Here is a 26960-nt window from a genome sequence, read left to right as displayed (position 1 = left end):
AGGGGATTCCGCTGGGGTCGGAGTTCTGATTCAAGGATGGCGAACGGTATGGAGTTCGCCATGGCTGCACCGATCGGGCTGCGCGGAGACTATGACGGAGCGGCGCTTCGGGGATTGGCAAAGCGTTCGAAGGACGCCGGCCAGGCCCGGCGGCTATTGGCGCTGTCGGCGATCTATGACGGCGGTAGCCGGAGCGATGCAGCCAAGCTGGGCGGTGTCGGCTTGCAGACGGTGCGGGACTGGGTGCTGGCGTTCAACGCCGACGGTCCGGATGGCCTGATCGACCGCAAGGCTGGCGGCCCCTCTTCGAAGCTGTCGGCCGAGCAATGGGCGGAGGTGACCAGGTTGGTCGAGGCTGGCCCGATCCCGGCCGTGCACGGCGTCGTCCGCTGGCGGCTGATCGACCTCGCGCAATGGATCCACGAGACTTTCGGGGTCAGCCTGTCGAAGCAGACGATGAGCGAGCGGCTGCGGGCGATGGGCTACCGCAAGCTGTCGGCTCGGCCGCGCCACCATGCCCAGGACCCGCAAGCCGGGGAGACGTTCAAAAAAAGTTCCCCGCGCTCCTGGCGCGCCTCGCGCGCGCGAAAGCCGCCGAAGCCCCAGGCGGGATAGAGGTCTGGTTCCAGGACGAAGCCCGTGTAGGCCAGAAGAACGGCATCACCCGGCGCTGGGCCCGGCGCGGCACCCGGCCGAGCGCGCCGCACGACCAGCGCACCAAGTCGGCCTACATCTTCGGCGCGATCTGTCCGGCCGCGGGCAAGGGCGCGGCCCTCGTCCTGCCGCGCTGCAACGTGCCGTCCATGCAACTCCATCTGGCCGAGATCAGCCGCACCGTCGCTCCCGGCGCCCATGCCCTGCTCTTGATGGACCAGGCTGGATGGCACCTCTCCGAGCGGCTTGTCGTCCCGGCCAACATTACGATCGTGCCGCTGCCAGCCAAGTCGCCGGAGCTGAACCCGGTCGAGAACGTCTGGCAGTTCATGCGCGACAACTGGCTCTCGAACCGCGTCTTCCGATCCCACGACGACATCCTCGACCACTGCGCCCACGCCTGGAACAAGCTCGTCGACCAGCCATGGAAGATCATGTCCATCGGTCTCCGGGCGTGGGCACATCGGTCATGAACAGCCGGACTTGGTATTAGACGGTCAGACTGATCGGCCGGCACACCCGGCCGCCGTCAAGCGAACGAACGTCAACGTGAGACCGCCGAATTGCCGATAGGTCGATCAGGTTTCCACCAGCCGGAATCTCAGTGCGGCTGTCCGAGATCCGAGGTGTCCGACCGAGGCGATTGACCGGAACAACCATCGTCCAGACCAGTTGAATGAACGGACCCGCCGGCTCCCATACCCTTGAGCGCCGGAGGGCACCGGGCGACGCGGGGTGCTTCAACTCACACTTCGCGTCGATCTCGACGGCTATGATCCTTTCGTGCCATGCGAGACGGCGCGAGGTTCGGACCCACCTCGCGCCGGCTATCGCTTGGCTATGCTCTGACGACGGCGCACAGATCATGCTCAATTGGCTATGCGGGAAGGTACCTTCGATCCGCTGCGCGCTCCTCGTTATCTTCGCCATCGGCATATTCGGGGTGTTCATCTGGGCCAGTCTGACATGGGCCTACCTAGGGTAGGCACGACCGGCCTCGCTGTAGTCCGGCCGGTTGATCTCGAACGCCCGCGGGATAGGGATGCAGCATCCCTCTTCAAGTGCGGCGGCTTCAGGGCCGTGCCTGTCGACAGGACACTCAATGGCGCGCACGGCGGCACGGCGCCGACTCCCTGTGCCTTCGTGAGCCACTAATTCCAGGGGCGCCACACAGTGCAACCGCTGGATACCAGTGCAGCCCGACCGCGCCCGCGTCGACCACCTTCCGTGCCGCTAGGTTGCCGATATCGACGATGTCCTATGCCAATTCCGCGCCCTTCGCGCTCAGTCTCGGTAGGTCCAGAGCAGGGATCTGTTGGATAGCTTGGCAAGTTCGACGACAATAGTGAAATCCGCGCGGTGCAGTTGCTGCAGCGTGGGCCTCCCCCCGACAGATCGAGAGTGTCATGGCCCTGGTCAAAACTTCAAAGATCACGGGCCAGGCGGCGCGGCTGCCGAAGCCGGCACGGACCGCGGCCGGTTCGCCGGAAATGACTTCGCCTCGGCCGCCGTCGTCCGCAGTAGCGGGCGCGCCGACTGCGCCGAAAGATAAGATCGCCGAACGCCTTGCTGCGGCCACCGAGGAATTGGCGGCCGGGCTGACCGAGGCATCCTCTGCCGCCGAGGAGCTCCGTCGCTCCATGGAGCAGATCGCCGCAGGCGCAGAAGAGGCCGCCGGCAGCTCCCAGGCGCAGCACGTAGGCATCAAGGGGATTTCTGCGAACCTCGCGGCGGCACGGCGGGAGGCCGAAGGTTCGCGCGCGCGAACCGAGGCGGTTCGGACTGCCATGGGCACGGCCGCGGTACGCATCTTGGCTTCAATCCGCACCATCGAGCGGAACGCCGAGCGCCAGAGCCGGTCGATCCAGCTCACTGACGAGCTCGAGCGCCGGGCGCGCGATGTCGGCGAGGTCGCGCGGACCGTCAGCCGGATTTCGGACCAGACGGCTCTGCTGGCCCTCAACGCTGCCATCGAGGCGGCCCGCGCCGGCGAGCATGGTCGCGGCTTCGCGGTCGTTGCCGACGAGGTCGGAGCACTGGCGGCAAGTTCCGATGCAAGTGCGGTCGAGGTGGAGGCGCTCACCGAAGCCATCCAAGCCGACGTCAAGGCCATCGCGGCGGCCGTCAAGGCGGCTGCCGATGTGGCGAAGGCGGACGCCGCCGCCGGCGGCGCCATCGTCCACACCCTAGACGGGCTGGCCGAGGAGATGACACGCATCTCGGACGGCGCGCAGTCGATCCTAGACGCTGCTATCCAGGCCGAGCGCTCGGCGAGCGAAGCCCAGCGCGGGGCCGAGCAGGTAGCGAGCGCTGCTGCTCAGCAATCCGCGGCGGCGACCGAAGCAGGGAGCGGAGTTGAACAGCAGGCTCAATCACTGGAGCAGGGGTTGGCAGCAGCCCAGTCGCTCGCACGCCTGAGTGAAACGCTCCGCGCCGGGGCGGCCGCCGACGGCGTCACGTCGCAGATCGGTGCCGCCGCCGAACAGCTGTCGGCTACCATTCAGGAGCTTTCGAGCGCCGCCAGCCAGATCATGGCGGCGGTGACTGAGATCAATCGCGGCTCGCAGGAACAGGCGTCGGCGACACAAGAGACATCGGCCGCCCTGGCCCAGATCGAGAAGACGGCGGCGGTGGCAACCGAGAACGCAACGGCTGCAAACAAGCAGGTGGCCGCGCTCAACACGGCGATTGCGGGCGGACGCTTGGCAGTCGAGAGCTTGGTCGCGGGTGCGGGAACAGCGGTCGCCGACACTAGGGCGAGCCTCGGCAGGGTCATCGAGCTGGAGGGGATCGGCCGCCGGATCGACCGGATCGTCGACGCGATCGCGCTGACCGTGGTGCAGACCAGCATGCTGGCGGTCAGCGGTTCAATCGAAGCCGCCCGTGCAGGTGACAGCGGTCGGGGCTTCGCCGTCGTGTCCGGCGACATTCGCAACTTGGCGCGCGACGCTTCAAAGAACGTCAGCGATATCAAGGAGACGGCAAGGGGAATCCTCGACCAGATGGCCACACTGCGCCGCGACCTGGAGCAGATAGTGCTAGTGGCCGACAGCGAGATCGAAGCCAACCAGGGGCTCGCCACTTCGTTTGACGGCCTTGCTTCCGATGTCGGCCTGCTGGGCGATTCCAGCGCGGCGATCCGGCAGAGCGCAGAGGCGATCCGGACAGCGATTGCCGAGGCCGCGGGCGCGGCTCGCCAGATCGCTGCGGCCGCCGAAGAGAACAGTGCGGCCGCGCACGAGGCCGCGACTGCATCTACCGAGCAGGCCAGCGGTGCCGAGGAACTGGCAGCCTCAATCGAGGAGATAGCGTCGCTAGCCGACGAGCTCAGGCGCCAGGATGGGTAGCCGGGTCCCGGCCGCCGGGGCGGAGGACCGGGCAGTCCGGCGCTTCCTGGTATTCCGGGTTGACCAGCGTTCCTATGCTGTTACCACCGAGGATGTCGCCGAGATCGTGCGCCTGCCAACGGTGGCACGCGTGCCCTTGGCACCGCCCAGTCTGCTCGGGCTCGGCAATGTGCGCGGCACGGTAATGCCGCTCGTCAGCCTGCGGTCGATGCTGGGCCTACCTGCCGCCGCCATTGGCGATGGCGCCCGGGCTATTGTCCTCGACCTGCCGGCGCGCATAGCGGTCGTGGTTGATGCCGTCCACGGGGTGACCGCAGTCGATGTGGGCCATATTGAGGCGCGCTCGGCCAGTCTTGGCACCGAGCCCGGCGAGCGCCTCGCAGGTGCCTTTCGCCTCGATCGCACAGTGATCGACGCCGCCGGCGAAGTCGTCCGAATCCTGGATCTCCACGCCCTGATCGCACTGGCCTTCGCGGCGTCGACGCGCGCGGTCCCACCACCCTCGACCGTCGCCCGACAGGATCGGTCGAAGGGCCGTTCGGCGCTTGCCGACGAAGCATCGGACCGCCGTGGCAAGCTGGTGACATTCGATGTCGCGGGGCAGGAGTACGCCCTGCCTCTGGAAGTGATCCGCGAGATCATCACCATACCGGCCCAGCTGGCCCTGGTGCCCCGGGCCGAGGCGCTGGTGCTGGGCATCGCCACGTTGCGCGATGGCCTGCTGCCGCTGCTGTCCCTGCGGGGCTTGCTGGGCTTTCCGCCGCGAACGGGTGCCGACGGCCGTGAAAAGGTGGTCGTTGTCGATGTCGCGGGCAACCAGGTCGGGCTCGTGGCCGACCGGATGCTAGGTATTGTCGCTGCCGATGATGCTGCGATCGAACCCACGCCTGCGATCCTGGCGAGCCGCACCGGCGGCGAAGCCCGGATCAAGGCCATCTACCGCAGCCCGGCCGGTCGGAAGCCCGTCTCGATCCTGGCGACCGATCAGCTGTTCCGGGAGGATGTGATGCATCGATTGGGCCCTGCCAGCAGGGAGTCGCGTGACGGCGCCTCGAGTGCGCCCGCGGGTACAACGATTGCCTTCTTGGTGTTTCGTCTCGGTGACAGCGAATTCGGCCTTGCGGTCGAAATGATCGACGAGGTGGCCAAGGTGCCGGCACAGATCACCCGGGTGCCACGAGCCCCGAAGTTCCTGGAAGGCGTCGTCAACCTGCGGGGGGAGGTGCTGCCGATCGTGGACCAGCGCCGACGCTTCGACATGGCACGCCTGGAAGGAGAGGGCGACTCGCGCCGCCTGGTCGTGGTGCGGGCGGGCCGGCTAAGGGCCGGGCTGATCGTCGATAGCGTCTCCGAGGTGTTGCGGACGACCGCGGCCGAGATCGAGCCGCCGCCCGACCTAACCGGCGAGGCAAGCCGCCTGATCATTGGCCTCGTCAGCCTGCCGGCGTCGGGCCGGATCGTGCTGCTGCTTGATCCGGCCCAGCTTCTCAGTCCCGCGGAGCAGGGCGTCCTGGAGCGCCTGGGGGCGAGGGCAGCGCAGGCGGGCACGTGATCCGCGTCCTGGTGGTCGACGATTCCGCGCTCGTGCGAAAACTGCTGGGCACGATCTTTCGGCAGGAACTGGACTTCGAGGTCGAGTTTGCCCGGGACGGCGTCGAGGCGCTGGACCGTCTCACCGCCTTCGCCCCAGACGTGATCACCCTCGATGTTGAAATGCCGAACATGGACGGTCTGGCATGTCTCGACCGCATCATGGTCGAACGGCCGAGCCGCGTCGTCATGGTGTCTTCGATCACGGCCGCCGGGGCCGGTGCTACGCTGGCGGCGTTGCGACTAGGTGCGATCGACTTCGTCGCCAAGCCACGCGGCGCGGTCTCCCTCCATATCAAGGAATGGGGGCCACAGCTCGTGGCGAAGGTCCGCGCCGCCGCCGGCGTCACCTTGCGATCCAGCCTCCGCCTTAAGGAACGTGTCCGTCACACCATCGGCACTGCCCCAACGCGGCGTCGACCGCAGGCGGCAGCGGTCGATCGGTCGGCGGCCGCCCGCCCAGTGACCGGCAACGGGCTGGTTCTGGTCGGAACATCGACGGGTGGCCCGCCGGCGCTCGAGGCACTGCTATCGCCCCTGCCCGGGTCGTTTCCATGGCCAATCCTGGTAGCCCAGCATATGCCCGCGACGTTCACCGGCGCACTCGCGCGCCGGCTTGACCAACTCTGCGAGCTGAGTGTGGTTGAGGTGACCGAGCCGGTGCATCTGTTGCCGGCGACCGTCTACATCGGCCGGGGCGATACCGACTTGGTGGTTTCGCGGCGGGCGGGGCGACTGGTGGCAATGGCCGCGGTCGCTAAATCGACTTACCCATGGCACCCCAGCACCGATCGGCTTGTTGTCAGCGCGATGGAGATCCTTCCAGCGAGCCAACTCATCGGGGTGCTGATGACCGGCATGGGCAACGATGGCGCCGCGGCGATGACTAGGTTGCGTGCCGAGGGCGGCCGAACCATTGCCGAGGCCGAGGAGACGGCGGTGGTCTGGGGCATGCCCGGCGCATTGGCAAAGGCCGGCGGAGCGGAATGGGTGCTGCCGCTTTACCGCATTGCAGACCAGCTCCGCGCGCTGGTGCATTGAGATGCCGCTCGTACGCCGTGGGCTTCCAGTTGGCGAGGAAGCCCGGACTTCGGCCGGCGATCTGCTGGAATTGTTGGCGCGCGGGTCTGTCGACGAGCGGTGGTCGGCCGCCCGGCGGATAGCCGGGGAGCTCGGCGATGCTCTGGCTCTGGACGCCGCGCTCGCCTCCGAGACCGAGCCGCGGGTACGGGAAGCGATCTTCACCGGCCTCGCCCGCATCGGCAGCCCGGAGAGCATAGCGGCCCTCGCGCTGCGCGTGCGATCGGACGATGCCAGCATTCGCACCGGCGCGCTGGATGCCTTGCGGACCATCGGTGTTGGCGTCCTGCCGTATTTGCCTGCCCTGCTGCGCGATCGCGACACCGACGTTCGGCTATTGGCGTGCGACCTCGCGATCGGATTGCCGGCGACCGAGACGACCAGTCTGCTTTGCCAAGTTCTCGTCGACGACCCGGACGCCAATGTCTGCGCCTCGGCGGTCGAGGTCATCGCGGAGGCCGGTACGCCCGAAGCCCTGCCCTCCCTGCGCCGGTGCGCTGCCCGGTTCCCAGACGACTCGTTCCTCGCCTATGCGATTGGGATCGCCCTGGAACGGGTGGCGGCGCCCTCTTCCAATGCCGATGTCTGACTCGCCCCGTGGCTAACCAGGACCGGGTATCGGAGGAGGATCTGCGCCGGTTATGCGAGTTTCTCTACCGCAGGACCGGTCTTATCCTGGGGGAGGCGAAGCGCTATTTCATCGAGCGGCGCGCAGCCGACCGGATCGCCGCGACCCGTGCCGCCGATTTCGCCAGCTATTTCACGCGCCTTCGGGGCGATGTGGACGGCGAGATCGAGCAGTTGATCAACGCCTTCACGGTGAACGAGACGTATTTCTACCGCGAGGACCACCAGCTGCGATGCCTGACAACCGACCTGTTGCGGGAACGGGTGCGGCAGCGGAACCGGCGCGAACCCATTAGGATATGGTCGGTGCCATGCTCCACCGGCGAGGAGCCCTATTCGATAGCGATATGGCTGCTGGAGAACTGGCCAGAGGTGGACGCTTACGAGATTGAGATCGTCGGCTCTGACATTGACACCCACGTTCTCGAAGCAGCCAGGCTCGGCGACTATGGAAAGCGCGCGCTGATGCGGCTCAGCCCACAATTGATCGAGCGATACTTCGTCGTACCGGCGCCAGAGCGCTGGCGTATCCTCGACGATCTACGACAGTCGGTTCAGTTCACGACCGTCAACGTCGTCGATCCGGCCCAGACGCGTCCCCACGGACAGTTCGACATCATCTTCTGCCGCAACGTGCTGATTTACTTCGATGATGCCTCGCGACGGCATGCTGCCGAGAATCTATACGAAAACCTGATGCCTGGTGGCTTCATCTGCCTGGGCCATAGCGAATCCATGAGCCGGATATCGCCATTGTTCAGCGTCCGCCGCTTCGCCGATGCCATCGTCTATCAGCGTCCCCAAGGCGAAAAGGGGTGATCGTGGTAGGGAGTATGGCGCAGCGTATCCTGGTGGTAGACGACGCCGGCCTGGTGCGGCGCTACTACCGCGACATCCTGAGTGGCGCCGGATACGAGCTAGCAGAAGCCATGAACGGCATTGAGGGCTTGGAACGGCTGCTGGAACAGACCGCCGACCTCGTCATCGTCGATATCAACATGCCCCGCATGGACGGACTGACGTTCGTGCGCACCCTGCGCAGCCAGGACTCGGCGATTGCCGGGATTGCGACGCTGGTCATCAGCACCGAGTCCGGCGAGCAGGATCGTGCGGCCGCCCGCGCGGCAGGGGCCAACTTCTATCTCGTGAAGCCGGTGGACCGCGACGTGCTGCTTGAGCATGTCGGTCTGATGTGCGGGCCGCCACATGGATGAGATGATCGAACAGTTCCTGCTGGAATCGCGAGAGCTGCTCGAGCAAGCGGTCAGCGACCTGCTGTTGCTGGAGAAGGAACCGGGCAACGCGGCGGCGCTGGAAAGCGCCTTCCGGGCGTTTCATACGCTGAAGGGATCCGCCGGGATCATCGATTTCGAGGCGATGGAGCGTGCGCTGCACGCCGTCGAGGGGGCGCTTGCCCGCATTCGCGCAGGCGTCGATACGGTCACCGCGCAGTTGATTCGCGACTGCCTGAACGCGCTTGACGACGTCGCCCGCTGGTTCGACGCGATGCAGGTCGACGGCGAGATTCCGCTCTCAGCCGAGGCTGGCGCGGCGGCGGTCGTCAGACGCTTTTCAGGGCAGGCTCCCGGCGCTGACGGGGCGCCGGCCGAGCCAGCCGACGGTCCGGGCGAGGACTGGGCGCAGCAGCTGCTCGCACGGCACCCCGGCGCAGGACGCGGCGCGCGAACCGCCATTCGCTATGTCCCGGACCCGTCGGCGTTCTTCCGAGGACAGGACCCGCTGGCATTCGTAGCCGGCATCCCGCACCTGCTGGTGTTGGAGCTGGAGGGCTCGGCGGCATCGGCGCGGCTGGACATGCTGGACCCGTTCGCCTGCCGGCTGACGATCCTTGCCTTGACGGGCGTATCACCCGAGGAGGCCACCCGGCATCTGATTGCCGTGCTGGGCGAGACATCGATCCGCACGTTGCCAGAGGAGGTGACGGCCCTCCCCGGGCCGGCGAGCACAGAGCTGTCATCGGCCGCACGGGCCCTGCTGGAAGCGCAGCAGGCGCAGTTGCTGACCGCCACCGGATCGGAGGGGACGGGCCTTATCTCCTCGGCCATGCGCGTGGCAGCGAACGTCTTCCGCAGCCAGGGGCTCGGCCGGGAAGCCGAAGCCATGGACAGGCTGCTCGCCGAAACCGGTGGGAGCACCGGCGCGGCACAGGCGGCCGCTGCAATCGCCGCGGTAGTGCTACCGGTCGCCGATCTGGAACCGGAAGACCCTTCCAATGCCGGCGCCACGGCGACGATTTCCGACCAGCGCGCGCGAACCTTGCGTGTAGCGGCGGACAAGGTCGACAGCCTGGTCCGGCTGACGGGCGAGCTGATCGTGACCAAGAACGCGATCACCCATGCCGCGCTGATCGATGGTGGCGGCCAGGCCGGCGTGAGTGACCCGCTGACGAGGGCGCTGGCGCAGCTCTCCCGCCTGGTCGGCGAGTTGCAGGACGTCGTGCTGGGCATTCGCGTGCTGCCCCTGAGTACCGTGTTCCAGCGCTTCCCGCGGCTGGTCCGCGACATGGCCTACGATCTCGGCAAGTCGGCCCGTCTGGTCGTGGAGGGTGGCGATACCGAAGCCGACAAGGCGATCGTCGAGGCGCTTTTCGAGCCAATCCTGCATGCATTGCGCAATTCGATGGATCACGGGGCCGAGACTGCCGAGGATCGCATCGCCCAGGGGAAGCCGCCAGCCACGACCATCCGCCTCAGCGGGCGTCGCGATGGCCAGAATGTCGTGGTCGAGATCGCCGACGACGGCCGCGGCATTGATGTCGACCGGGTTCGGGCTGTGGCGATCGCGCGCGGTGTGGTGTCGGAAGGGGTGGCCGCGGCGATGCCCGACGCGGCGGCGATCGACCTCGTCTTCGCCCCTGGGTTCTCCACGGCGTCTGCACTCACTGCGCTATCCGGTCGTGGCGTCGGAATGGATGTGGTGCGAACGACCGTGGAGCGCCTGGGAGGGCGCGTCGGTATCGACAGCCGGCGCGGCGAGGGCGCCACCCTTCGCCTGACCATGCCGTTCACGGTCATGGTCGTCCGCCTGGTGACGGTCGAGGCAGGTGGGCAGGTCTTCGGAATCCCGCTGGATGCGGTGGTCGAAACCTTCATGGTCGATCGCTCGCTCATCACTGCGATCGGTGCCGCCGAAGCGCTGGCTTGGCGCAATCGCACGCTCCCGGTCCTGGCCCTGGCCCGGGTGCTCGGCGGCGAGCCGCCGGAACGAACTTCTGGCGCCGCGAACATTCTTATCGTTCTCGCGGGGGGCCAGCCGGCCGGTCTCGAGGTGGACCGCGTCTGTACGCAAGTAGACGTCATGCTGCAGCCAACCCAGGGATTGCTGGCAGACATCCCCGGCCTGGCCGGCACATCGGTTCTCGGTGACGGACGAGTCCTGATCGTCGTCGAGCTTGAGGAATTGCTGCGATGACCGTGCTATTGGTGGATTCGGCTACGATCCGGCTCGATGGTTGGTGCGCGGTAGAGGATGCCGAGCCGCTCCTGCGGCTGCTGCTGGAGGGGCCGGGCCGGATTGTCGATTGGCGTCAATGCGATCACGCCCACACCGCGGTAGTCCAGATCCTGCTGGCGACGCGAGCGACGCTGATGGGCCCACCCCGGGGGACTTTCCTGAGATCATTAGTTGCACCGGCGGTTGAGCGCCGGGCGGGACCATAGTTCGCGTGCGGCGAGCGAATGTACCGTTGGAACAAGCGAAACCCGAGGCAGGCTCCATGACCAAGCGCGCACTTATCGTCGATGACAGCAAGCTGGCGCGAATGGCGGCCGCTAAGGCGTTGCGCGCGGTCAGGCCAGATTGGGAGCGCGTCGAAGCGACGGATGCCGATCAGGCATTGGAGGTTGTCAAGACCAGCCGCGTCGATATTGCCCTGGTGGATTTCAACATGCCTGGGCGGGATGGCCTGCAGTTGGCGGCCGATCTGCGTGCGTCCTTCCCGGAGTTGCCGATCGCTCTCATCTCCGCCAATGCCCAGATCGAGATCGTCTCTCGAGCACGGGAGATCGGCGCGGTGTTCCTGCCAAAACCACTGACGGTCGACACGCTTGCCGTATTTCTCGATGCTCTTCCAGGTGCGTCATGATCGCGGCACCTAGCGCGGTGTTGAACGAACTTGAACTGGATGCCCTGACCGAACTGGTCAATATCGGGGTTAGCAAGGCTGCCGGTAGTCTGCGAGACATGGTTGGCGAGCAGATACTCCTGTCCGTGCCGAACGTGGCCCTCTTCGGCCGCGAGGAGGCGATCGCGATGCTCGGCGAGAGCGGGCAGCGTCGGCTTGTCGCGGTTCACCAGGTCTTCGACGGCGAGATTTCGGGTCGAGCGATGCTGATCTTCCACGAGGCGAACAGCCTTGAGTTGGTCCGCGCGGTCGCCGGTGGCGAGCTGTCCCTGGAGGACATCATCGAGCTCGAGCAGGAGGCGCTGGCCGAAACGGGCAATATCGTCCTGAACGGCTGCCTGGCGACCATGGCGAACATCCTCCAGCGCAGCCTCAAGGTCTCGCTGCCGGAAGTGGTGCGCGGTGAAGGGGCAGTACTCTTCAACATGGCGCCGCCGCCAGAGGCAGGCGACATAATATTGTTTCTTTATATCAACTTCGTGCTGAAGAGCCGGGACATCAACGGCTACATCGCGATGCTGATGGATATGCCCTCGCTGGAAGCGCTGGCGCTGCTGCTGCGCGAATTCATCGAGCGGAACAGTGAGGACGACGAATAGCCGTGACAGAGCCGACCGCCCGCAGCGAGTTGCCAGCGGTTATCGATGGCCTGGACTGCGGCGTAATTGTCCTCGATCGCAGCCAGCGGATCGTTGTCTGGAATGCCTGGTTGGCCGTGGCCAGTGGCATCCGCTCAGAGCAGGTGCTGGGCCGGCCTGTGCAGGATGTGCTGCCGCATCTGGCTGGCGGCCGATTTGGCGCGGCTATCGACGGGGCACTGACGGCTGGCGCCTCCAGCCTTCTCAGCCACTCCCTGCATGCGACCCTGCTCCCACTGCGGACTCGCTCGGGCAGTACGCTGGTGCACAACATCGCGATCCGACCGATCGGCGAACGGCCGCCCTTCGAGCAGGTCCTGATACAGATCACCGATATCACTGCGTCGGTGCAGCGCGACCGCTTCCTGCGCGCCCGGCACGACGCACGCTACAGCGCTGTGGTGGACCATGCGCCTGACGCCGTGCTCACGCTCGACGCGGAGGGCATTGTCCAACTGGCCAACCCGGCCGCCGGCCGCATGTTCGGCTACACCTCCGGAGAGCTCGTCGGGGCCGCGATGTCGTCGATCTTCTACGACTTGGAGGGTTGGACTGAGGTCTGGAAGCGGAAAGGCGAAGGTGCCGACCCCGGGCGGCCAGTCGAACTGCGCGGTCGCCGCAAAGACGCGAGCACCATCTATGTCGAGGTTTCGGCCGCGCGCTGGACTAACGACGCCCGCGGACTGGTGACCGCGATCCTGCGGGACGTCAGCGAGCGGCGGGCGATCGACGAGACCTTGCGCAGGCTCAATCAGACGCTGGAGCAACGGGTCGCCGAGCGTACCGCAGAACGGAACCGCATGTGGCGGCTGTCGACCGACATCATGCTGGTGGCGCGCATGGATGGCATCGTCGCGGCCGTGAATCCTGCGTGGACGACGATGCTCGGGTGGGACGGCGAGGAGTTGATCGGCGCCTCGTTTATGGAACTCGTCCATACCGACGACGCCCCGCCGACGGCATCCGTCGTCCAGCGAATGTTCGACGACGCGACAACGGCTCGCTTCGAGACCCGCGTTCGCCAAAAGCATGGCGGCTATCGTTCGATAGCTTGGACGGCGGTGCCGGACCAGGGTCATCTACATGCCGTCGGGCGCGATGTCACCGATGAGCGGGAGCATGCCGCCGCCCTGGCGCGGGCGGAAGACCAGTTGCGCCAGAGCCAGAAAATGGAGGCCGTTGGCCACCTGACTGGGGGGGTGGCGCACGATTTCAACAACCTCCTCCAAGTGGTCCTCGGCAATCTCGAGATATTGAAACGACACCTTCCTTCCGACGCCTTGAGGCTGCGTCGCGCGACCGAGAACGCAATGACCGGTGCCAACCGAGCTGCCGTCCTCACGCAGCGCCTGCTCGCGTTCTCTCGGCGCCAGCCGCTGGCGCCCCAAGCGCTCGACCTAAATCGCCTGCTATCGGGAATGTCGGACCTTCTAAGCCGGACACTGGGCGAAACCATTCAGATCGAAACTGTTCTGGCCGGTGGCTTATGGCGAGTGGAGGTTGACCCGAACCAGCTTGAGAACGCGATCCTCAATCTTGCGGTGAATGCGCGCGATGCGATGCCAAACGGTGGCAAGCTCACCATCGAGACGGCCAATTCGCATCTGGACGGCGCCTATATCGCTGCGAATTCAGACGCAATCGCCGGCCAGTACGTCGTGATCTGTGTGACCGACACCGGCTCGGGTATGGCCCCGGAAACCTTGGAGCGCGTGTTCGAACCGTTCTTTACTACGAAGGAGGTTGGAAAAGGAACCGGCCTCGGTCTTTCCATGGTGTATGGCTTCGTCAAGCAATCTGGCGGATACGTCAAGCTGTACTCAGAGACGAATGAAGGAACTACCGTCAAAATATATTTGCCCCGATTATTAGGCGATGTAGCGCCAGAGCTGACGCCAAGTATAGAGGATATTACTGGCGAGGCATCTGGTAGCGAGACGATTTTGGTCGTTGAGGACAATGATGATGTCCGGATGTACTCGGTAGATATCCTTCGGGAGCTTGGCTATCGCGTACTCGAGGCCCACGATGCGCTATCGGCCCTGCGTCTTCTCGATCGCCCAGAGTCCGCAGTCGATTTGCTTTTCACCGACGTCGTGCTGCCCGGCGGAACGAACGGGCAAGAGTTGGCGCGAGATGCCTGTGCTATGCGCCCAGATCTGAAGGTGTTATTCACTACGGGATACGCTCGAAACGCAATTGTGCATCAAGGTCGCCTAAACGCCGGCGTAGAGCTTATTACTAAGCCTTTCACGTTCGCTGAACTCTCATTTCGGGTGCGCGCGATACTCGACCGCTAGATTTACATCGCACATCGCTGGATCTACCAAATACGCTAGAGAGTGCCTTGTACTGCTTTCGACGGGCAGGAGGGCAGATTGACTTCGAATGTCGATTGCAAGTGCTCCGGACCGAGCAATCGTGGTGGGCGCTCGCCACTGGGCGGCTGAGATGGAAGCGCAGTCCGGCGACAACTCGATCGCCGTCCGTTTCGTCGACGACGACCATGCCGACGATTCGAACAGCGAAGCCGCCGGGCTTGGCGCGGTGGATCCAGGAGACGTTCGGAGTGAGCCTGTCGAAGCAGACGATGAGCGAGCGGCTGCGGGCGATGGGCCTTCGCAAGCTGTCGGCGCGACCGCACCATCACGCGCAGGACCCGCAGGCCGGGGAGACGTTCAAAAAAAGGTCCCCGCGCTCCTGGCGCACCTCTCGCGCGCGAAGGCCGCCGAAGCACCGGCCGGGGATAGAGGTCTGGTTCCAGGACGAAGCCAGGGTCGGCCAGAAGACCCGGCGTCACCCGGCGCTGGGCACGGCGCGGCATCAGGCCGAGCCGTGCCGCACGACCACCGAACCAAGTCGGCCTAAATCGTCGGCGCGATCTGTCCGGGGGAGGGCAAGGGCGCGGCGCTCGTCTGACCTGACCCCCGAAACCTCCTCCACCTGAATGTAGCGTCCGGCCCAACGAGGGGACGGACGGATGAAGCGATCGCGGTTCACGGAAGAGCAGATCATCGGGGTGCTTCGCGAGCAGGAGGCTGGCGTGGCGGTGACGGAGCTGTGCCGCCGGCATGGGATCAGCTCGCCGACCTTCTACAAGTGGAAGGCCAAGTATGGCGGGCTCGGCGTGTCGGAGGCCCGCCGGCTGAAGAGCCTTGAGGACGAGAACGCGCGGCTGAAGCGGATGCTGGCCGACACCATGCTGGACAACGCGGCGTTGAAGGATCTGCTGGGAAAAAAGTGGTGACGCCCGCCGCACGGCGCGTGGCCGCCGCCCATCTGCGGGCGGCTTATGCCATGAGCGAGCGGCGGGCGTGCCGGGTGCTCGGCGTCGACCGGAGCAGCGTGCGGTACGCTGCGACGCGGCCGGACGACGGGGCGTTGCGCGACCGGCTGAAGGCCCTTGCCCAGGAACGACGCCGGTTCGGCTATCGCCGGCTGCATGTGCTCCTGCGCCGGGAGGGCCATGCGGTGAACCGCAAGCGGGTGCAGCGACTCTATCGCGAGGAGAAGCTGACGGTCCGGCAGCGGGGTGGCCGCAAGCGGGCGATGGGAACGCGGGCGCCGATCGCCCTGCCGACGACGGCCAATCAGCGCTGGAGCCTGGACTTTGTCGCCGACCAACTGACGGATGGAAGGCGGTTCCGCATCCTCGCCGTGGTCGACGACTGCACCCGGGAGTGCCTGGCGCTGGTGGCCGACACTTCGCTATCCGGTACGCGGGTCGCCCGGGAGCTGGACCGCCTGGTCGCCCAGCGCGGCCGGCCAACGACCATCGTCAGCGACAACGGTACCGAACTGACCTCAAACGCGATCCTCGCCTGGGCGGATCGGACGGGTGTCGGCTGGCACTACATCGCGCCGGGCAAGCCCCAGCAGAACGGGTTCATCGAAGCCTTCAACGGCCGGCTGCGGGACGAACTGCTGAACGAGACCCTATTCGTATCTCTCCCGCATACCCGGGCGACGCTCGAAGACTGGCGCCGCCACTACAACCAGCGACGCCCCCATTCCAGCCTCGGGTGGCTCACCCCTGAGGCCTATGCCGACACTCTGTCCAGCGGCGCTGCCGGCCGGGGCGCTGCGCTACGCCAGGGCTCCACGCCCCGGCCTCTTGCCACCAACGACGACAACGGTTCACATCACCGCCGGACTCTATTTTCGACTGGATGAGGATCGGGGGTCAGGTCAACCGACTCCAGCGGCCGCACCTGCCAAGCGGCGACCTCCTCCAAAGCGGCGTCGGTGACGGCGCTGACGAGGTCGGCCGAGACCTCGATGCCGTAGAGCTCGCGCAGTTGCCCCGCGATTTCCCGGGTGCTCATGCCGCGGGCGTACATCGACACGATCTTGTCGTCGAACCCCGGAAAGCGCCGCTGATACTTGGCGATCAGCTGCGGGTCGAAGGTCGCCTGCCGGTCGCGGGGGATCTCCAGCTCGATCCGCCCGCTCTCGGTCGTCACCGTCTTGCGGCCGTAGCCGTTGCGGCTGTTCCCCGCGTCCTCGTTCGCTAGGTGGTGGTCCATCTCCGCGTTCAAAGCCCGCTCGGCCAGCGCCTTCTTCAGGCCATCAAGCAGCCCGTCGGCATCGAAGGCCGTCTTCGGGTCCGCTCCGGCCAGCAACTGGTCCAGAAGCGCGTCAGGAATATGAGGTGCTTTGCGTCGAGCCATCGGTGGACCTCCTGCGATCCACTATGGCCGCCCCACACGGAATTCCAGACAGTCCCCCGTGAATTTCGACGCCTTCATCGGCTCCGCTCCTCCCAGCCCAGGGGAATCCCAGCACCGAAACGAACGGAGGCGGCACTCCAACCGGCGCCGCCCTCTCTCGGCTCAGGCCACCCGCAGCGTCACGCTGACGTTCGGCAGGCCGTCGCCCGCCCGGATGTCGTCGAGCTCTCCGGCGAGGATCTCGGCGTGAAGCTTCATGACTTCCGGCCGCCTGTCGCCAGCGGTCATGGTCTTCTCATGGGCAAGCCGGTCCACCAGCACGTATTCGACGGGCATGTCGCGGGGCGCTAGACCCCACGGCTGTAGCCGTAGAGCAGCAGCGCCACCATCATGGCCGGGTGATAGGGCGGATAGCCGCGCTCCTCGGCGTAGCAGCTCATGATCGCCGAGTGGTCGAGCCCCTCGCGCACCGTGTCACGGAGAAAATACGCCGCGTGCCCCGCCGGCACGAACTCATGCAGCGAGAACGACAGAAGCCAACCCTGATCCACTTCCCATGGCCTGAACGTCTTGCTCATGACGACAGCGAATCAGGCTTCCCTCCCGCCGTCGAGCAATAACCAATTATTCAGACACACATTCCTAGGCGCGCCGCCATGGCATCTCCCACGTCGCCGCTCGCCCGTGGCTCGGCCGGGAGTCAGCCCTCGTCCGCTTCGCCCACCCCGGCGAGCTGGCGGCGGGCCAGCGCAGGGAATAGGGTGCCCTCGGCCATCAGGCTCTCGTAGGTTCCCTCCTCCACCACCCGCCCCTTCGCCATCACGAGGATTCTGTCGGCGTTGCGTGTCGTGGAGAGGCGGTGCGCGACCACGATGCGGGTCACGTCGAGGCGGTCGATGTTTGCGGCGATCTCGGCCTGGGTCGTCTGGTCGAGCGCGCTCGTGGCCTCGTCCAGGAACAACATTCGCGGCCGCGACACGAGTGCGCGCGCGAGCAGCAGGCGCTGGCGCTGCCCGCCCGACAACGACCGGCCATCGCTGATGACGGTGTGAAGGCCCATCGGCATGCCCCGCACGTCCCGCTCCATCCCCGCGAGGCGCAGGGCACGCCAGACCGCGTCGACATCCACCCGCGCGTGGGTGCGGACATTGTCGAGGATGGGGCCTGGAAACAGCTTGCCGTCCTGCAGGACCACGCCGAACTGCCGGCGCACGGCGTCGATATCGAGGTGGGAGAGGTCGCTGCCGTCGTAGAAGACGCCACCCACCGTTGGGCGCGCGAGGCCGAGCATGAGGCGAAGCAGCGTGGACTTGCCGGAGCCGGATGGACCGACGAGGGCGACGAACTCCCCCGGCGCAACGGAGAGGCTGACCTCGTCGATGACCTTCGGCCCGTCCGGCGCATAGGAGAAGCTGACGCGATCGACCTGGACTGAGCCCGACAGGCGGCCCGGATGGCGCGCGCCCGCCGGCACCTCTGCCGCCGCTGCGAGGATGGGTGCCAGGCGCTCGAACAGGATGACGGCAGCGAGTACCGTCGCGCTCGTCCGCGCGAGAACTACGAGGCCGAGGGTGAAGCTGACGAATGCCGCGAGGAACACGGCAAATGCCCCCGTCCCGATCGAGACGCCCGCAAGCGCCACGAGGGAGAAGACCGCCAGCACCCCGGCGAGCGGCGTTACACCGGCGGCAACGGCGACGACGGCTTCGGCACGGCGGCTCCGGGCGAGGTGCGCGCGCTCGCGTGCGTAATAGCCCATGAAGGTGGCAAAGGCGGAGCGCTCGGCACTCGCGACGCGGATCTTGTCGATCGCGCGCAGGAGCTGGAGGGAAATGCCGGCCGCGACACCGTTCACTGCCAGCGCCATCCGCTGGCTCGTCAGGACGGCGGCGACGGCCAGTGCCACCACCACGCCCGCGGCCCCCGTCACCGCGAGCGCGGCGAGCGTGAGCGCCGGGCTCGCTGCCGCCATGACGACGAGGTTTGCGGCGGCGAACACACCGCCGACGACGCCCGTCGCCGCGCTCCGCGCGAGAAGGCGACGCATCGCGGTGACGCCAAGCGTGCGCTGCGTCATCTCTCCGGCCGACATCTCGCGGAAGGCAGCCAGCGGAAGGCGCAGGACGCGGTCCATGAGCGCAGGCTGGGCGGACGCCTCGGCAAGGGTCTCGATCCGGACGAGCGAGAGGTTCCTGGCATATTCGAGAAGCGCCGTCGCCGCGCCCGCGACCAGGAGCACGACGGCCGTCACCGTGACGGCTCGCAGCTCCCCGAGCGGAATCGCCACCTCCACGAGATAGCCAAGCGCGACGGGTGGCGCTGCGCCGAGGATGGCCGCCAGCAGGCTGAGGAGAAGGAGGGCGCGGGCATCCGCCCCGCTGCCGGCGAGCGCCATGGCGAGGAGGTCGCGGGCGCCGAGTTGCCTTGCCTCCAGGGTCGGATAGAGGGCAGTGGCGCGGCGGTCGATGCGGGCCGCCAGAGCCTTGCCGACACGCCCGCCCGGCCGGCCGTCGCCGAAGATGGCGCGCATCCCATTGCGGCCGGCCGGCAGAAGTGCCAGGGGTGTGCCGTCGTCGAGCGTGGCGAGCGTCGCCTGGGTCCGGCGGCGCCACCATCCGTCCCTCAGCGTCACCGCGCGCTGGGCAAGGCCCGACGTGGCGACGAGGCGCTCCACCCGTTCGGGCGTGGGCAGATCGTCGTCGAGCGGATCGGGCACGGGTGGACGGGCGCCAAGAGCGGTCGCGATGACCGCGACGGCGCGCACGAGAGGGTCGCCGTCGCCGGCGGGGCTCCGCTTCGGCCCGGCGTCACCGAAGATCGCGCGCGCGGTCGCAAGGCTCTCCGCGACGGCATCCTCTTCCCGCTCCGTCCGCTCTCGCGCGCGGTTGTACTCGTCGGCGAGGGCCAGGGCGAGGTTGGTGCCATAGGCGTCGAACAACGCCGCATGGAAGCGGGCGAGACCGTCCCGCCACCGCCCGTCCGCGACCACCTCGGCTGTGGTGGAGGCGTAAGCCTCGGGCGTTGGCGCGATGGTGGTGAGGCAGGCCGCGCCGGCGAGCGGGAATGGCTGGCGCGCGTCGCAGTCGGCGACGTCGAGAAACGCCGCCGCACCGGCGCCCTCGATCCACAGGACCCCGCCCGACGGGCCGCCCGTGCGCACGCCGGCGCGCATGTTCGCCGGGCCCGGCGCGTCCACGCGCGCGTCTGCAAAGGGTTGCGGGTGGACGAGACGAGCGGCGGCCGCGCTGAGGGCGCCGACCCAGCGATCGAGCGCCGCGGGATCGGCGGCCGCCATCGGCTCCACGGTGGCGCGCGGAGCGCCGAAAGCGAGGATCTCGAAGGCCGTCGCCGCGCCCGCCCTCGCCGCCGGCACGTTGATGGCGGGCAGAACGTCCCCCGGCGCGCCCGTGAACAGCAGGTGCCGCCGCAGGTCGCCTGCACGGCTGTCTTCCCCCTCGCCATGCAGGGCAGGCGCCGCCACGGCGAAGACGAGGACGGTCCCCTCCACCACGCGCCACAGCCCTTCGCCCGGGCCGACCGCCAGCGCCCGGCGCCCGGTGAGGACGCGTGGCGCCCCGGACGACGCGATGACGGCGGGCACTGGGGTGGATGAAGCCGTCATCACGTCAGGCCTGGATGAGGTCGCGGTAGCGCCCGCCGGCTGCGTAGAGGCTCTCGTGCGTTCCCCGCTCGACCGGCTTGCCGCCGTCCATGACGATGATTTCGTCGCAGTCGCGGATCGTCGACAGACGGTGGGCGACGATGATGGCCGTGCAGCCGCGCCGCCTGAGATTGGCGTCGATTTCCAGCTCGGCCAGCGGGTCGAGCGCGCTCGTCGCTTCGTCGAGGACGAGGATGGAGGGGTCGAGCGCGAAGGCGCGCGCGATCTGAAGCCGCTGCGCCTCCCCGCCGGAAAAATTGGTCCCGCCCTCCTGCACGCGGAGGCCGTAGCCGCCGGGGCGGGCCGCGATGGTGGAGTGGATGGCCGCGTCGCGGGCGGCCCGCGTGACCACCTCCTCCGGCACCGTCGCATCCCACAGGGTCAGGTTCTCCAACACGGTAGCCGTGAAGAGGGCGACTTCCTGGTCCACCCAGCCGATGGACTGGCGGCGCAGCCAGAGCGGGATCTCGTCCATCGGGATGCCGTCGAACAGGATCGTCCCGCTCCACGGGCGATAGAGGCCAGCGACGAGCCGCGCCACGGTCGACTTCCCGCTCCCCGTGCCGCCTACCAGGGCGATCCGCTGGCCAGGGGCGACCACCAGGTCGAGGCCCTCGACGAGGGGAGGCCTGTTGGGATTGTAGCCGAACGTCACGCCTCTGAGCTCGATCCGCCCGGATAGTCGCGCCCGGCCGGTTATCGCCGTCACCGGCGGCGGGGGCAGCGTGAAGACGGGGTCGGGCGCATAGGCCAGGACATCGTCGATCCGCGTCAGGGCGCTGCGCGCCGCCTCCATTTCGGCCAGGAAGGCGGCGAGGCGCTGCACCGGCGCCCGCACGAAGACGAGGAGCGTGAGAACCGCCACGAGGTCCCCTGGGCCGAGGGCGCCCTGGATGGCCTGGAAGGCGGCGAGTGCCAGCACCGCCGTCACCATCAACGCCGACGTGAGCGGCGGGAGGGCGCCCAGGAGGGCATTGTGCCGACCGATGCGCTGTTCCTCGTTGACGGTTGTCGCGTGGTGGCCGGCCCAGCGGTGGAACGCCCCCTGCCTGATCCCCGCCGCCTTGATCGTCTCGATCCCGTGGATGTTGACGACGGTGTCCACGAACACCTTCGCCTCGTCCATCTCGAGCCGGAGGCTGGCGTTCCGGATATGCCGCTGGGCGAATAGCGTGACGACGACCGAGGCGGTGGACAGGACCGCGGTCGCAAGCGCGGCCAGCGGCGAGATCGCCGCCATCACCGCGACGAACACGACCGCGCCTGTCAGCCCCGCCGCCGTCGCCCCAAGCTCGCGACCCACCAAGGCGGCGATGGTATCGTTGGAGCGCAGGCGGCTGACGAGGTCGCCCGGCATCCGTTGGGTGAAGAAGGTGAAAGGCAGCCTTACCAGGTGCCAGAGAAGACGCGAAGCGCCGGTGACGGCGAGCTTCGCCTCGAGCCGCCGCAGGATCGCCTCGAGCGCAAGCGTCAGCGCCACCTGCAGGAGAAGCGTCATGAGGAAGACAGCGACGAGGGCAGCCGCCCAATCGCCCTGTCGGCCGGCGACGACCGCCTCGATGACGATGCGGGCGAGCGCCGCCGTGACGACCGCAGGGACGGCGAGCAGGATGCTGGCGAGCGCGAAGGCGGCCAGCGTCGCCCGCTCGCCGCGAAGCCGGCCCCAGACGGCGCCCCAGAGGCTGGGCGGACGCCCCGACCGCGTGAACCGCTCGCCCGGCGTCAGTTGGAGCGCCACGCCGGTATAGCTGCGCTCGAACTCATCCCGCCCGACGACGCGCGGACCGGTCGCGGGATCGTTGATGAAGACCCGGCGTTCTTCGATGCCTTCGACGACGACGTAGTGGTTGAAGTTCCAGAAGACGATGACGGGCATCGCCTGCTTCGACAGGTTCTCCATCCCGTAGCGGAACGCCTTGGCATCCATCCCGTAGGTGCGGGCGGTCCTGAGGAGCATCTGCGCATTTGCCCCGTCGCGGCTCACGCCGCACGCGACCCTGAGCTCCTCGAGCGGCACCCACTTGCCATGATGCCCGAGGATGATGGCGAGGGAGGCTGCACCACACTCCACCGCCTCCATCTGCAGCACCGTCGGCGTCCTCACGCGCGCCACGGCTCAGCGGTTCCGGCTGGAGGGGACGAGGAGGTCGATGGGCCGGACTTCCTCGACGGTGATGGCGACCGTGACCGCGTCGCCGGCCGCGAGCGGCGCCGGACGGGCGGGCGTCGTCGTCCAGACGGGGGCGCCGGCAGCGTCACGGACGAGCGCAACCACGATGGATACACCCGTTTCCCCGGCCCCGGCGCGGCGCACGGCGCGCACCGTTCCGCGAATGGCCGCCGCCTCCCGCTCCGGCAGTCCCGCCATGGAGACGCGCACGTCCATGCCAGGCGCGACGACCTGGGCGCGCGGATCGGCCAGCGTTGCCCGGACGAGAAGCTCGCCCCCGCGCTCATCGAGACGCGCCACCGGTGCGCCGGCCGACACGATGCCGCCGACCGGCACCAGCATGGCGGCGAGGTTGCCGGCGAAGGGCGCGCGCACGGTACTCGCCTCCTGGAGACCAATGCGGGCGGCGGCGAGATCGCCGCGCGCGCTTGCGACGTCGCCCCCCGCGGACGCCGGTGCAGCCTCGAGCGCCGCGAGCCGCGCCTCGGCCTCCAGCACCCGCCGCGAGAGGGCGGCCACGGCCAGCCGCGCGATGATGGTCCCCGCCGCCACGGCCTCTCCCTTAGCCGCGGTCACCGCGACGACCACCCCAGCGGCCGGCGCCACGGCGAAGCTCTGTCGCCCGTCGGACCATGCGACCACGCCCTCGCCCGGAAGGCGCGTCGTCACCGTGCCGGCAAAGGCCCAGACCAGCGCGGCCGCCACCACCAGCGCCGCGGCGGCGAGCGTCGCCCAGACGGCCGGCGGCGTCACCTCGATGGCTTCGTCGAGCGACTCCGGCCGCAGGAGCGCTTCCATGGCCTCTTTGCGAAACTGGATCGCCATCGAAGCTCCGATCAGGGCCGTTCCCGCGACCGTGAGCGGGCGCGACCGATGTAGTCCAGAATATTGTCGTGGGCCACGATTCCGGCGACCGCGGCAACAATCTTCAGGGCGGGGCGTGGGTTAGGCCGATTTCGGGGGGGTCCTGGTCAGATGAAGAATGGGATGGGGTTCATCTCTTCCTCCCGCCGCGGCCGTTCGAGCCAGCCGAGGCGCACGGGCACGTCGTAGAGGCGCCCCGGGGCGAACCCGGGCGTGAGGTTGCGAAGGCCGGGTACGATGACCCGTGCCACGGGAAAGCCGATGTCGGGCCGCGTCATGTCGAGCACCAGCGTTTCGAGGTCGAGGGCGGCCGCCTTCGCAACGCACAGTTCCACCTCATCGAGGATGTCACCGCGCGACTGGTCCACGAGGTCGGCGCTGGCAATGCGCGGTCCATCGAGAGGCACGAGGTGGGGTTCGCTCGCGCGCGTCGCCTCCGCCATCCAGCGCTTCAGGACCGAGTAGCCGGCGAGGCGCGAAACCGCCTGGAAGTACGGCATCATCTGGTGGAGTTCGCAGATCGCGCGCGAGACGGCGATCTGCGGCTCGAGATGGCAGCCGATCCCGAGGCGGATATGCCCGCCCGTCCGCCGGTCGTTGACGGTGGCGACCATCGCGGGAATGCCGAGGTCGGTGGTAATGTCGATCACCGCGAGGTCCATGGCGCGGGCGTCGAAGCGGGCGATGCTCGCATCGAAGAAGGGGTTGCGGAAGCTCGCGAGGTCCACCCCGGGCCGCGGGCAGCGATTGTACCACCACAGGGCGATCGCATCGCGCTCGGCGACCTCGAGAAAGCCCTGGAGCACCGCCTCCTCGATCGTGTTCCCCGCGGCGCAGCCGGTGGAGTGGGCGCGAAGCGCGCTGTCCGCCCCGGCCGACGGCGGCCGGTAGCCATGGACGCAAAGGGCGAGGGGGACGGGGCGGACGCGGGCGTGGGTGAGCGACCAGGCATCGATCCAGTGGATCGGCGCGTCGGCGGCGACACGTCCGGGGACGCGGCCTAAATGCGGCGGCTCGCTGTCCGTCGGGGTGCCGCGCGCGATCTGCGCGTCGCTGAACAGGTGGATGGCCTGGGGCGGAACCGCCGCTTTGCCCAGCTCGTCAACGCTGGCCCGGCGGGCCGGCAGTCCGTCTGCCTGCATGATGCTGTAGCGTTCGACCGCTTCGGCGAGGCAGCTCACGAGGGACTGCGTACGCCCCTGACCCTTGCCGCTGGCGCCAAGCGCCTGACGGCCAAGATGCGGCGGTGCGTCGCGCGACGGTGCCAGCCGAAATGGCGATCCGAACACGTAAGCGCCTTCCTCGACGCCCTCGTCCGCTTCGAGTTGGAAGACGCTGGGGACGATCCCGAGGATGGGGTCGACGTGGCGCATCAACGACGGAAGCGTCTCGTCCGGCGGGCACACCCGGTGGCCCCCGTCGGAGAAGAAGCGCTTGGGCGTCGAACGCAGGATGACTTCGGGGAAGGTGGTGCGCACGGGCACGCGCGGCGGCGGCAGAGGGTGACGGCTGGCAGCCCCCGTCAATCCGTCGAACCGCGTCAACGCGCCGGCGACGCTTTCGGGCACCCGGCCCGCGGCGCACTGCGCCGCCACCGACGCCGCCACGGTCACGAGAAGACTGGGCGGGACGCCACGCCGCCCACCCGGCTGGAGCGGGAACCGCCCGGCATCGGCGAGGCCCGCCGCATGGGCGCGGTTGAGGCGAATCCGCGCAACGAGAAGGGGGACGTCGGCTGGCGCGTCCGGGCCGACATAGGGGCCAAGCCAGGCGATGCGACCGGCAGGCGCGAGCGGCAGGAACGCCATCCCCGCGTCCGCCGCCGCCGCCGCCCGCCCTGCAAGGCTCGGCCGCAGATAGTCATCGAGGAGGAGGATCGTCAGCGGCGCCGTTCCCGCCGGGGCCGGCGGCCAATCGGCCAGAAGCGCCCGGAGCTGGGCGGCGAAGGTGGCGACGGTCTCCGTCCCGACCCCCTCTGCGAGGATCAGGGGCATCGGCACGGCCTGAGCGGGATCGGGCACCGCCACCACGTGGCCCAGCGCCTGCAGCCGCCCGAGCGCGTAGTGGGCGATCCTGCCTTCCACGATCCCGGCGAGCGCCGCAACCACCTCATCCTCGGTCCGCGTGCCGTCAAGAAGCGGGGCGACCTGCACGTAGGCTGCCCCATGCAGGACGGTCGGATCGCCCTCGGTCAGAAGGAGAACCTCCGTTGTGGAGAGGACATGGGCAGCGATACCGGGCGCGAAGCCGATCTGGGCGGGCTTGTGGCGCATCGGCGCTTCGAACCTCGAGGCGGTTACCAGGCGTATCGACAGCGCGCCCTTTCGGACGCATGAAATACGCCATGACCGGTCCCGCTGTCGCCGACAATTGCGCCTCCCTGCTGCGCGACCATGCATTCGCGCACCTGCCGCCGGGCCCCGCACGGGATGCATGCGTCGCGCGGGTGACGACCGTCCTCGAGGGATTGCCCGTGCAGGAGTTTGCCACGGCCTTCCTTGAGATGAGCTTGAGGGCCGACCGGCCCGACGGCGCCGACATCACCTTCGCGCTCACACGGCGGACCGGCAGAGGGGCGCGGTTCGCACGCTTCCTCGCGGAGCAACCCTTCGCCAGGGAGTCGGCTGCCTGGTCGCGCACAGCGGCCCTTCTTGCCGACTGGTCCGGCGACGATGCGCCGGCCGACGCAGCAATCGCCGCGATCGAGACGTTCGCCATCGAACTTGACCTGCGGCAGGGCTCCGGGCCGCCGGGACCCAACATCTTCCTGGGGCCTGGCCGCACCGTCACCGACCACGCATTCCTCTCCGGAACCGCCGCGGTGCGCGCCCATCTCTCTTGCGCGGCCGATCAGGACGCTGTGGCGGGCCTTGCCCCGTTCTCCCGACTGGGCGAGGGCTGCCGCGTCGCAGGCGTCGGGCTGATGGTGGCCCGCGGGCAGGTCCCCCTTCGCCTCTTCATTCATTGCCGTGGTCGAATGTCGTGCACCCCGCTCATCGCGATCCTGCGCGAGGGCGGGGCGGCGGACGAAGTCCTCGCCCGCATCGCCTTCCTTGAGGCTTACTCCAGCAATCTCGGGCTCAATCTCGATGTCGACGCAGCGACCGGCCGGATCCGCGACGGTATCGGCATCGAGATCTTCTTCAACTATCGGTCCGCGGACTGGCGGGACCGTGCGGCACGCCTCTTCGATGCGCTGTCGGCGGAGGGGCTGATGGAACGCGTGCGCGGCGAGACGGCATTGTCATTTGCAGGCACGAGCCGGGCCGCGCCGGGCTCATTCTGGCCCCGCTCCTGGGCCCTGGTAGACGAGCTCACCGGCGGGTGCCCCCTCGCCTCGCGGCTAGACCGAGCGTTCCACAGCGTGAAGGTCGTCGCAAGCGCTGGCGGGGTGATCGACGTCAAGGCTTACCTGGCCCTTCGCCCGATCGTCCCATTCCGCGTATAGTTGCATCCCATGGTCTGGCTGCCCATGGCGGCGGGACTGCGCCGTTGCGCTGCATGACACAGCCGCT

19 protein-coding genes and 2 pseudogenes are annotated in these 26960 nt (G+C 68.0%); 14 read left to right on the top strand and 7 right to left on the bottom strand.

Annotation, left to right across the window (positions count from 1 at the left end):
- The first annotated feature begins 60 nt into the window (after window positions 1-60).
- The 13 genes from STVA_RS20075 to STVA_RS20015 all read left to right on the top strand — a co-directional run bounded on the left by STVA_RS20075 (window position 61) and on the right by STVA_RS20015 (window position 16253).
- Window positions 61-1127, top strand: a protein-coding gene (locus STVA_RS20075) for an IS630 family transposase (protein ID WP_420822837.1) whose coding sequence is annotated in 2 segments (ribosomal slippage) — window positions 61-553 and window positions 553-1127 — 1068 coding nt in all. Because the reading frame shifts where the segments join, the coding sequence is not laid out codon by codon here.
- A gap of 933 nt (window positions 1128-2060) precedes the next feature.
- Window positions 2061-4001, top strand: a complete 1941-nt coding sequence (locus tag STVA_RS20070) for a methyl-accepting chemotaxis protein (protein ID WP_123695647.1) — start codon at window positions 2061-2063, stop codon at window positions 3999-4001.
- The gene (locus STVA_RS20065; protein WP_197735690.1) at window positions 3994-5553 is read left to right on the top strand and encodes a chemotaxis protein CheW; all 1560 of its coding nucleotides are present in this window, start codon (window positions 3994-3996) and stop codon (window positions 5551-5553) included. The genes STVA_RS20070 and STVA_RS20065 overlap by 8 nt, the downstream gene beginning before the upstream one ends.
- The gene (cheB, locus tag STVA_RS20060; protein ID WP_123695649.1) at window positions 5550-6632 is read left to right on the top strand and encodes a chemotaxis-specific protein-glutamate methyltransferase CheB; all 1083 of its coding nucleotides are present in this window, start codon (window positions 5550-5552) and stop codon (window positions 6630-6632) included. The genes STVA_RS20065 and cheB overlap by 4 nt, the downstream gene beginning before the upstream one ends.
- A 1-nt stretch (window position 6633) precedes the next feature.
- Entirely contained in the window at window positions 6634-7260 is a 627-nt protein-coding gene (locus tag STVA_RS20055) for a HEAT repeat domain-containing protein (RefSeq protein WP_123695651.1), read from the top strand.
- Between the two features lie 8 nt (window positions 7261-7268).
- A complete protein-coding gene (locus tag STVA_RS20050; protein ID WP_123695653.1) occupies window positions 7269-8117 on the top strand; it encodes a CheR family methyltransferase in 849 nt (282 codons plus the stop codon).
- A gap of 14 nt (window positions 8118-8131) precedes the next feature.
- Entirely contained in the window at window positions 8132-8512 is a 381-nt protein-coding gene (locus tag STVA_RS20045) for a response regulator (RefSeq protein ID WP_123695655.1), read from the top strand.
- Window positions 8505-10730, top strand: coding sequence for a chemotaxis protein CheA (locus STVA_RS20040; RefSeq protein ID WP_123695657.1), 2226 nt, complete (start codon window positions 8505-8507; stop codon window positions 10728-10730). The genes STVA_RS20045 and STVA_RS20040 overlap by 8 nt, the downstream gene beginning before the upstream one ends.
- 304 nt (window positions 10731-11034) lie before the next feature.
- Window positions 11035-11403 (top strand): response regulator transcription factor, encoded by a 369-nt coding sequence (locus STVA_RS20035; protein ID WP_123695659.1) that lies wholly within the window; start codon window positions 11035-11037, stop codon window positions 11401-11403.
- Window positions 11400-12041, top strand: a complete 642-nt coding sequence (locus tag STVA_RS20030) for a chemotaxis protein CheC (RefSeq protein ID WP_123695661.1) — start codon at window positions 11400-11402, stop codon at window positions 12039-12041. Before STVA_RS20035 ends, STVA_RS20030 begins: the two co-directional genes overlap by 4 nt.
- Before the next feature lie 2 nt (window positions 12042-12043).
- On the top strand, window positions 12044-14380 hold the full coding sequence (locus tag STVA_RS20025; protein ID WP_123695663.1) for a PAS domain-containing hybrid sensor histidine kinase/response regulator: 2337 nt from the start codon (window positions 12044-12046) through the stop codon (window positions 14378-14380).
- Window positions 14381-14586: 206 nt separating this feature from the next.
- Window positions 14587-15027 (top strand): winged helix-turn-helix domain-containing protein, encoded by a 441-nt coding sequence (locus tag STVA_RS28605; RefSeq protein ID WP_123695665.1) that lies wholly within the window; start codon window positions 14587-14589, stop codon window positions 15025-15027.
- 33 nt (window positions 15028-15060) lie between these two features.
- Window positions 15061-16253 (top strand): IS3 family transposase gene (locus tag STVA_RS20015; protein ID WP_123695668.1). Its coding sequence is split into 2 segments (ribosomal slippage): window positions 15061-15319 and window positions 15319-16253, totalling 1194 coding nucleotides; the frame shifts between segments, so codons are not numbered across the junction.
- 17 nt (window positions 16254-16270) lie between these two features.
- Here STVA_RS20015 and STVA_RS20010 read toward each other — a convergent pair.
- From STVA_RS20010 to STVA_RS19985, 7 genes and pseudogenes are all read right to left on the bottom strand, one after another.
- A pseudogene (locus STVA_RS20010) lies at window positions 16271-16750 on the bottom strand (transposase); the annotation flags it as partial.
- A gap of 162 nt (window positions 16751-16912) precedes the next feature.
- Window positions 16913-17086, bottom strand: a complete 174-nt coding sequence (locus tag STVA_RS27745) for a hypothetical protein (RefSeq protein ID WP_170216761.1) — start codon at window positions 17084-17086, stop codon at window positions 16913-16915.
- A 14-nt stretch (window positions 17087-17100) separates the two neighbouring features.
- Window positions 17101-17328, bottom strand: a pseudogene (locus STVA_RS20005) (transposase); the annotation flags it as partial.
- 122 nt (window positions 17329-17450) lie between these two features.
- A complete protein-coding gene (locus tag STVA_RS20000; RefSeq protein WP_142235832.1) occupies window positions 17451-20372 on the bottom strand; it encodes an ATP-binding cassette domain-containing protein in 2922 nt (973 codons plus the stop codon).
- 4 nt (window positions 20373-20376) lie between these two features.
- Window positions 20377-22491, bottom strand: coding sequence for an NHLP family bacteriocin export ABC transporter peptidase/permease/ATPase subunit (locus tag STVA_RS19995; RefSeq protein ID WP_245978619.1), 2115 nt, complete (start codon window positions 22489-22491; stop codon window positions 20377-20379).
- Window positions 22492-22527: 36 nt separating this feature from the next.
- Window positions 22528-23406, bottom strand: a complete 879-nt coding sequence (locus STVA_RS19990; RefSeq protein ID WP_123695675.1) for an HlyD family efflux transporter periplasmic adaptor subunit — start codon at window positions 23404-23406, stop codon at window positions 22528-22530.
- Window positions 23407-23552: 146 nt separating this feature from the next.
- The gene (locus STVA_RS19985) at window positions 23553-25718 is read right to left on the bottom strand and encodes a TOMM precursor leader peptide-binding protein (protein ID WP_123695677.1); all 2166 of its coding nucleotides are present in this window, start codon (window positions 25716-25718) and stop codon (window positions 23553-23555) included.
- 71 nt (window positions 25719-25789) lie between these two features.
- Here STVA_RS19985 and STVA_RS19980 point away from each other — a divergent pair, with 71 nt between their 5' ends.
- Window positions 25790-26893, top strand: coding sequence for a hypothetical protein (locus STVA_RS19980; protein ID WP_142235830.1), 1104 nt, complete (start codon window positions 25790-25792; stop codon window positions 26891-26893).
- Window positions 26894-26960 lie beyond the last annotated feature (67 nt).

The organism is Stella humosa (genome assembly GCF_006738645.1).
GTDB classification, from domain to species: Bacteria; Pseudomonadota; Alphaproteobacteria; order ATCC43930; family Allostellaceae; genus Allostella; species Allostella humosa.
This window is presented reverse-complemented; position numbering and strand designations above follow the sequence as displayed.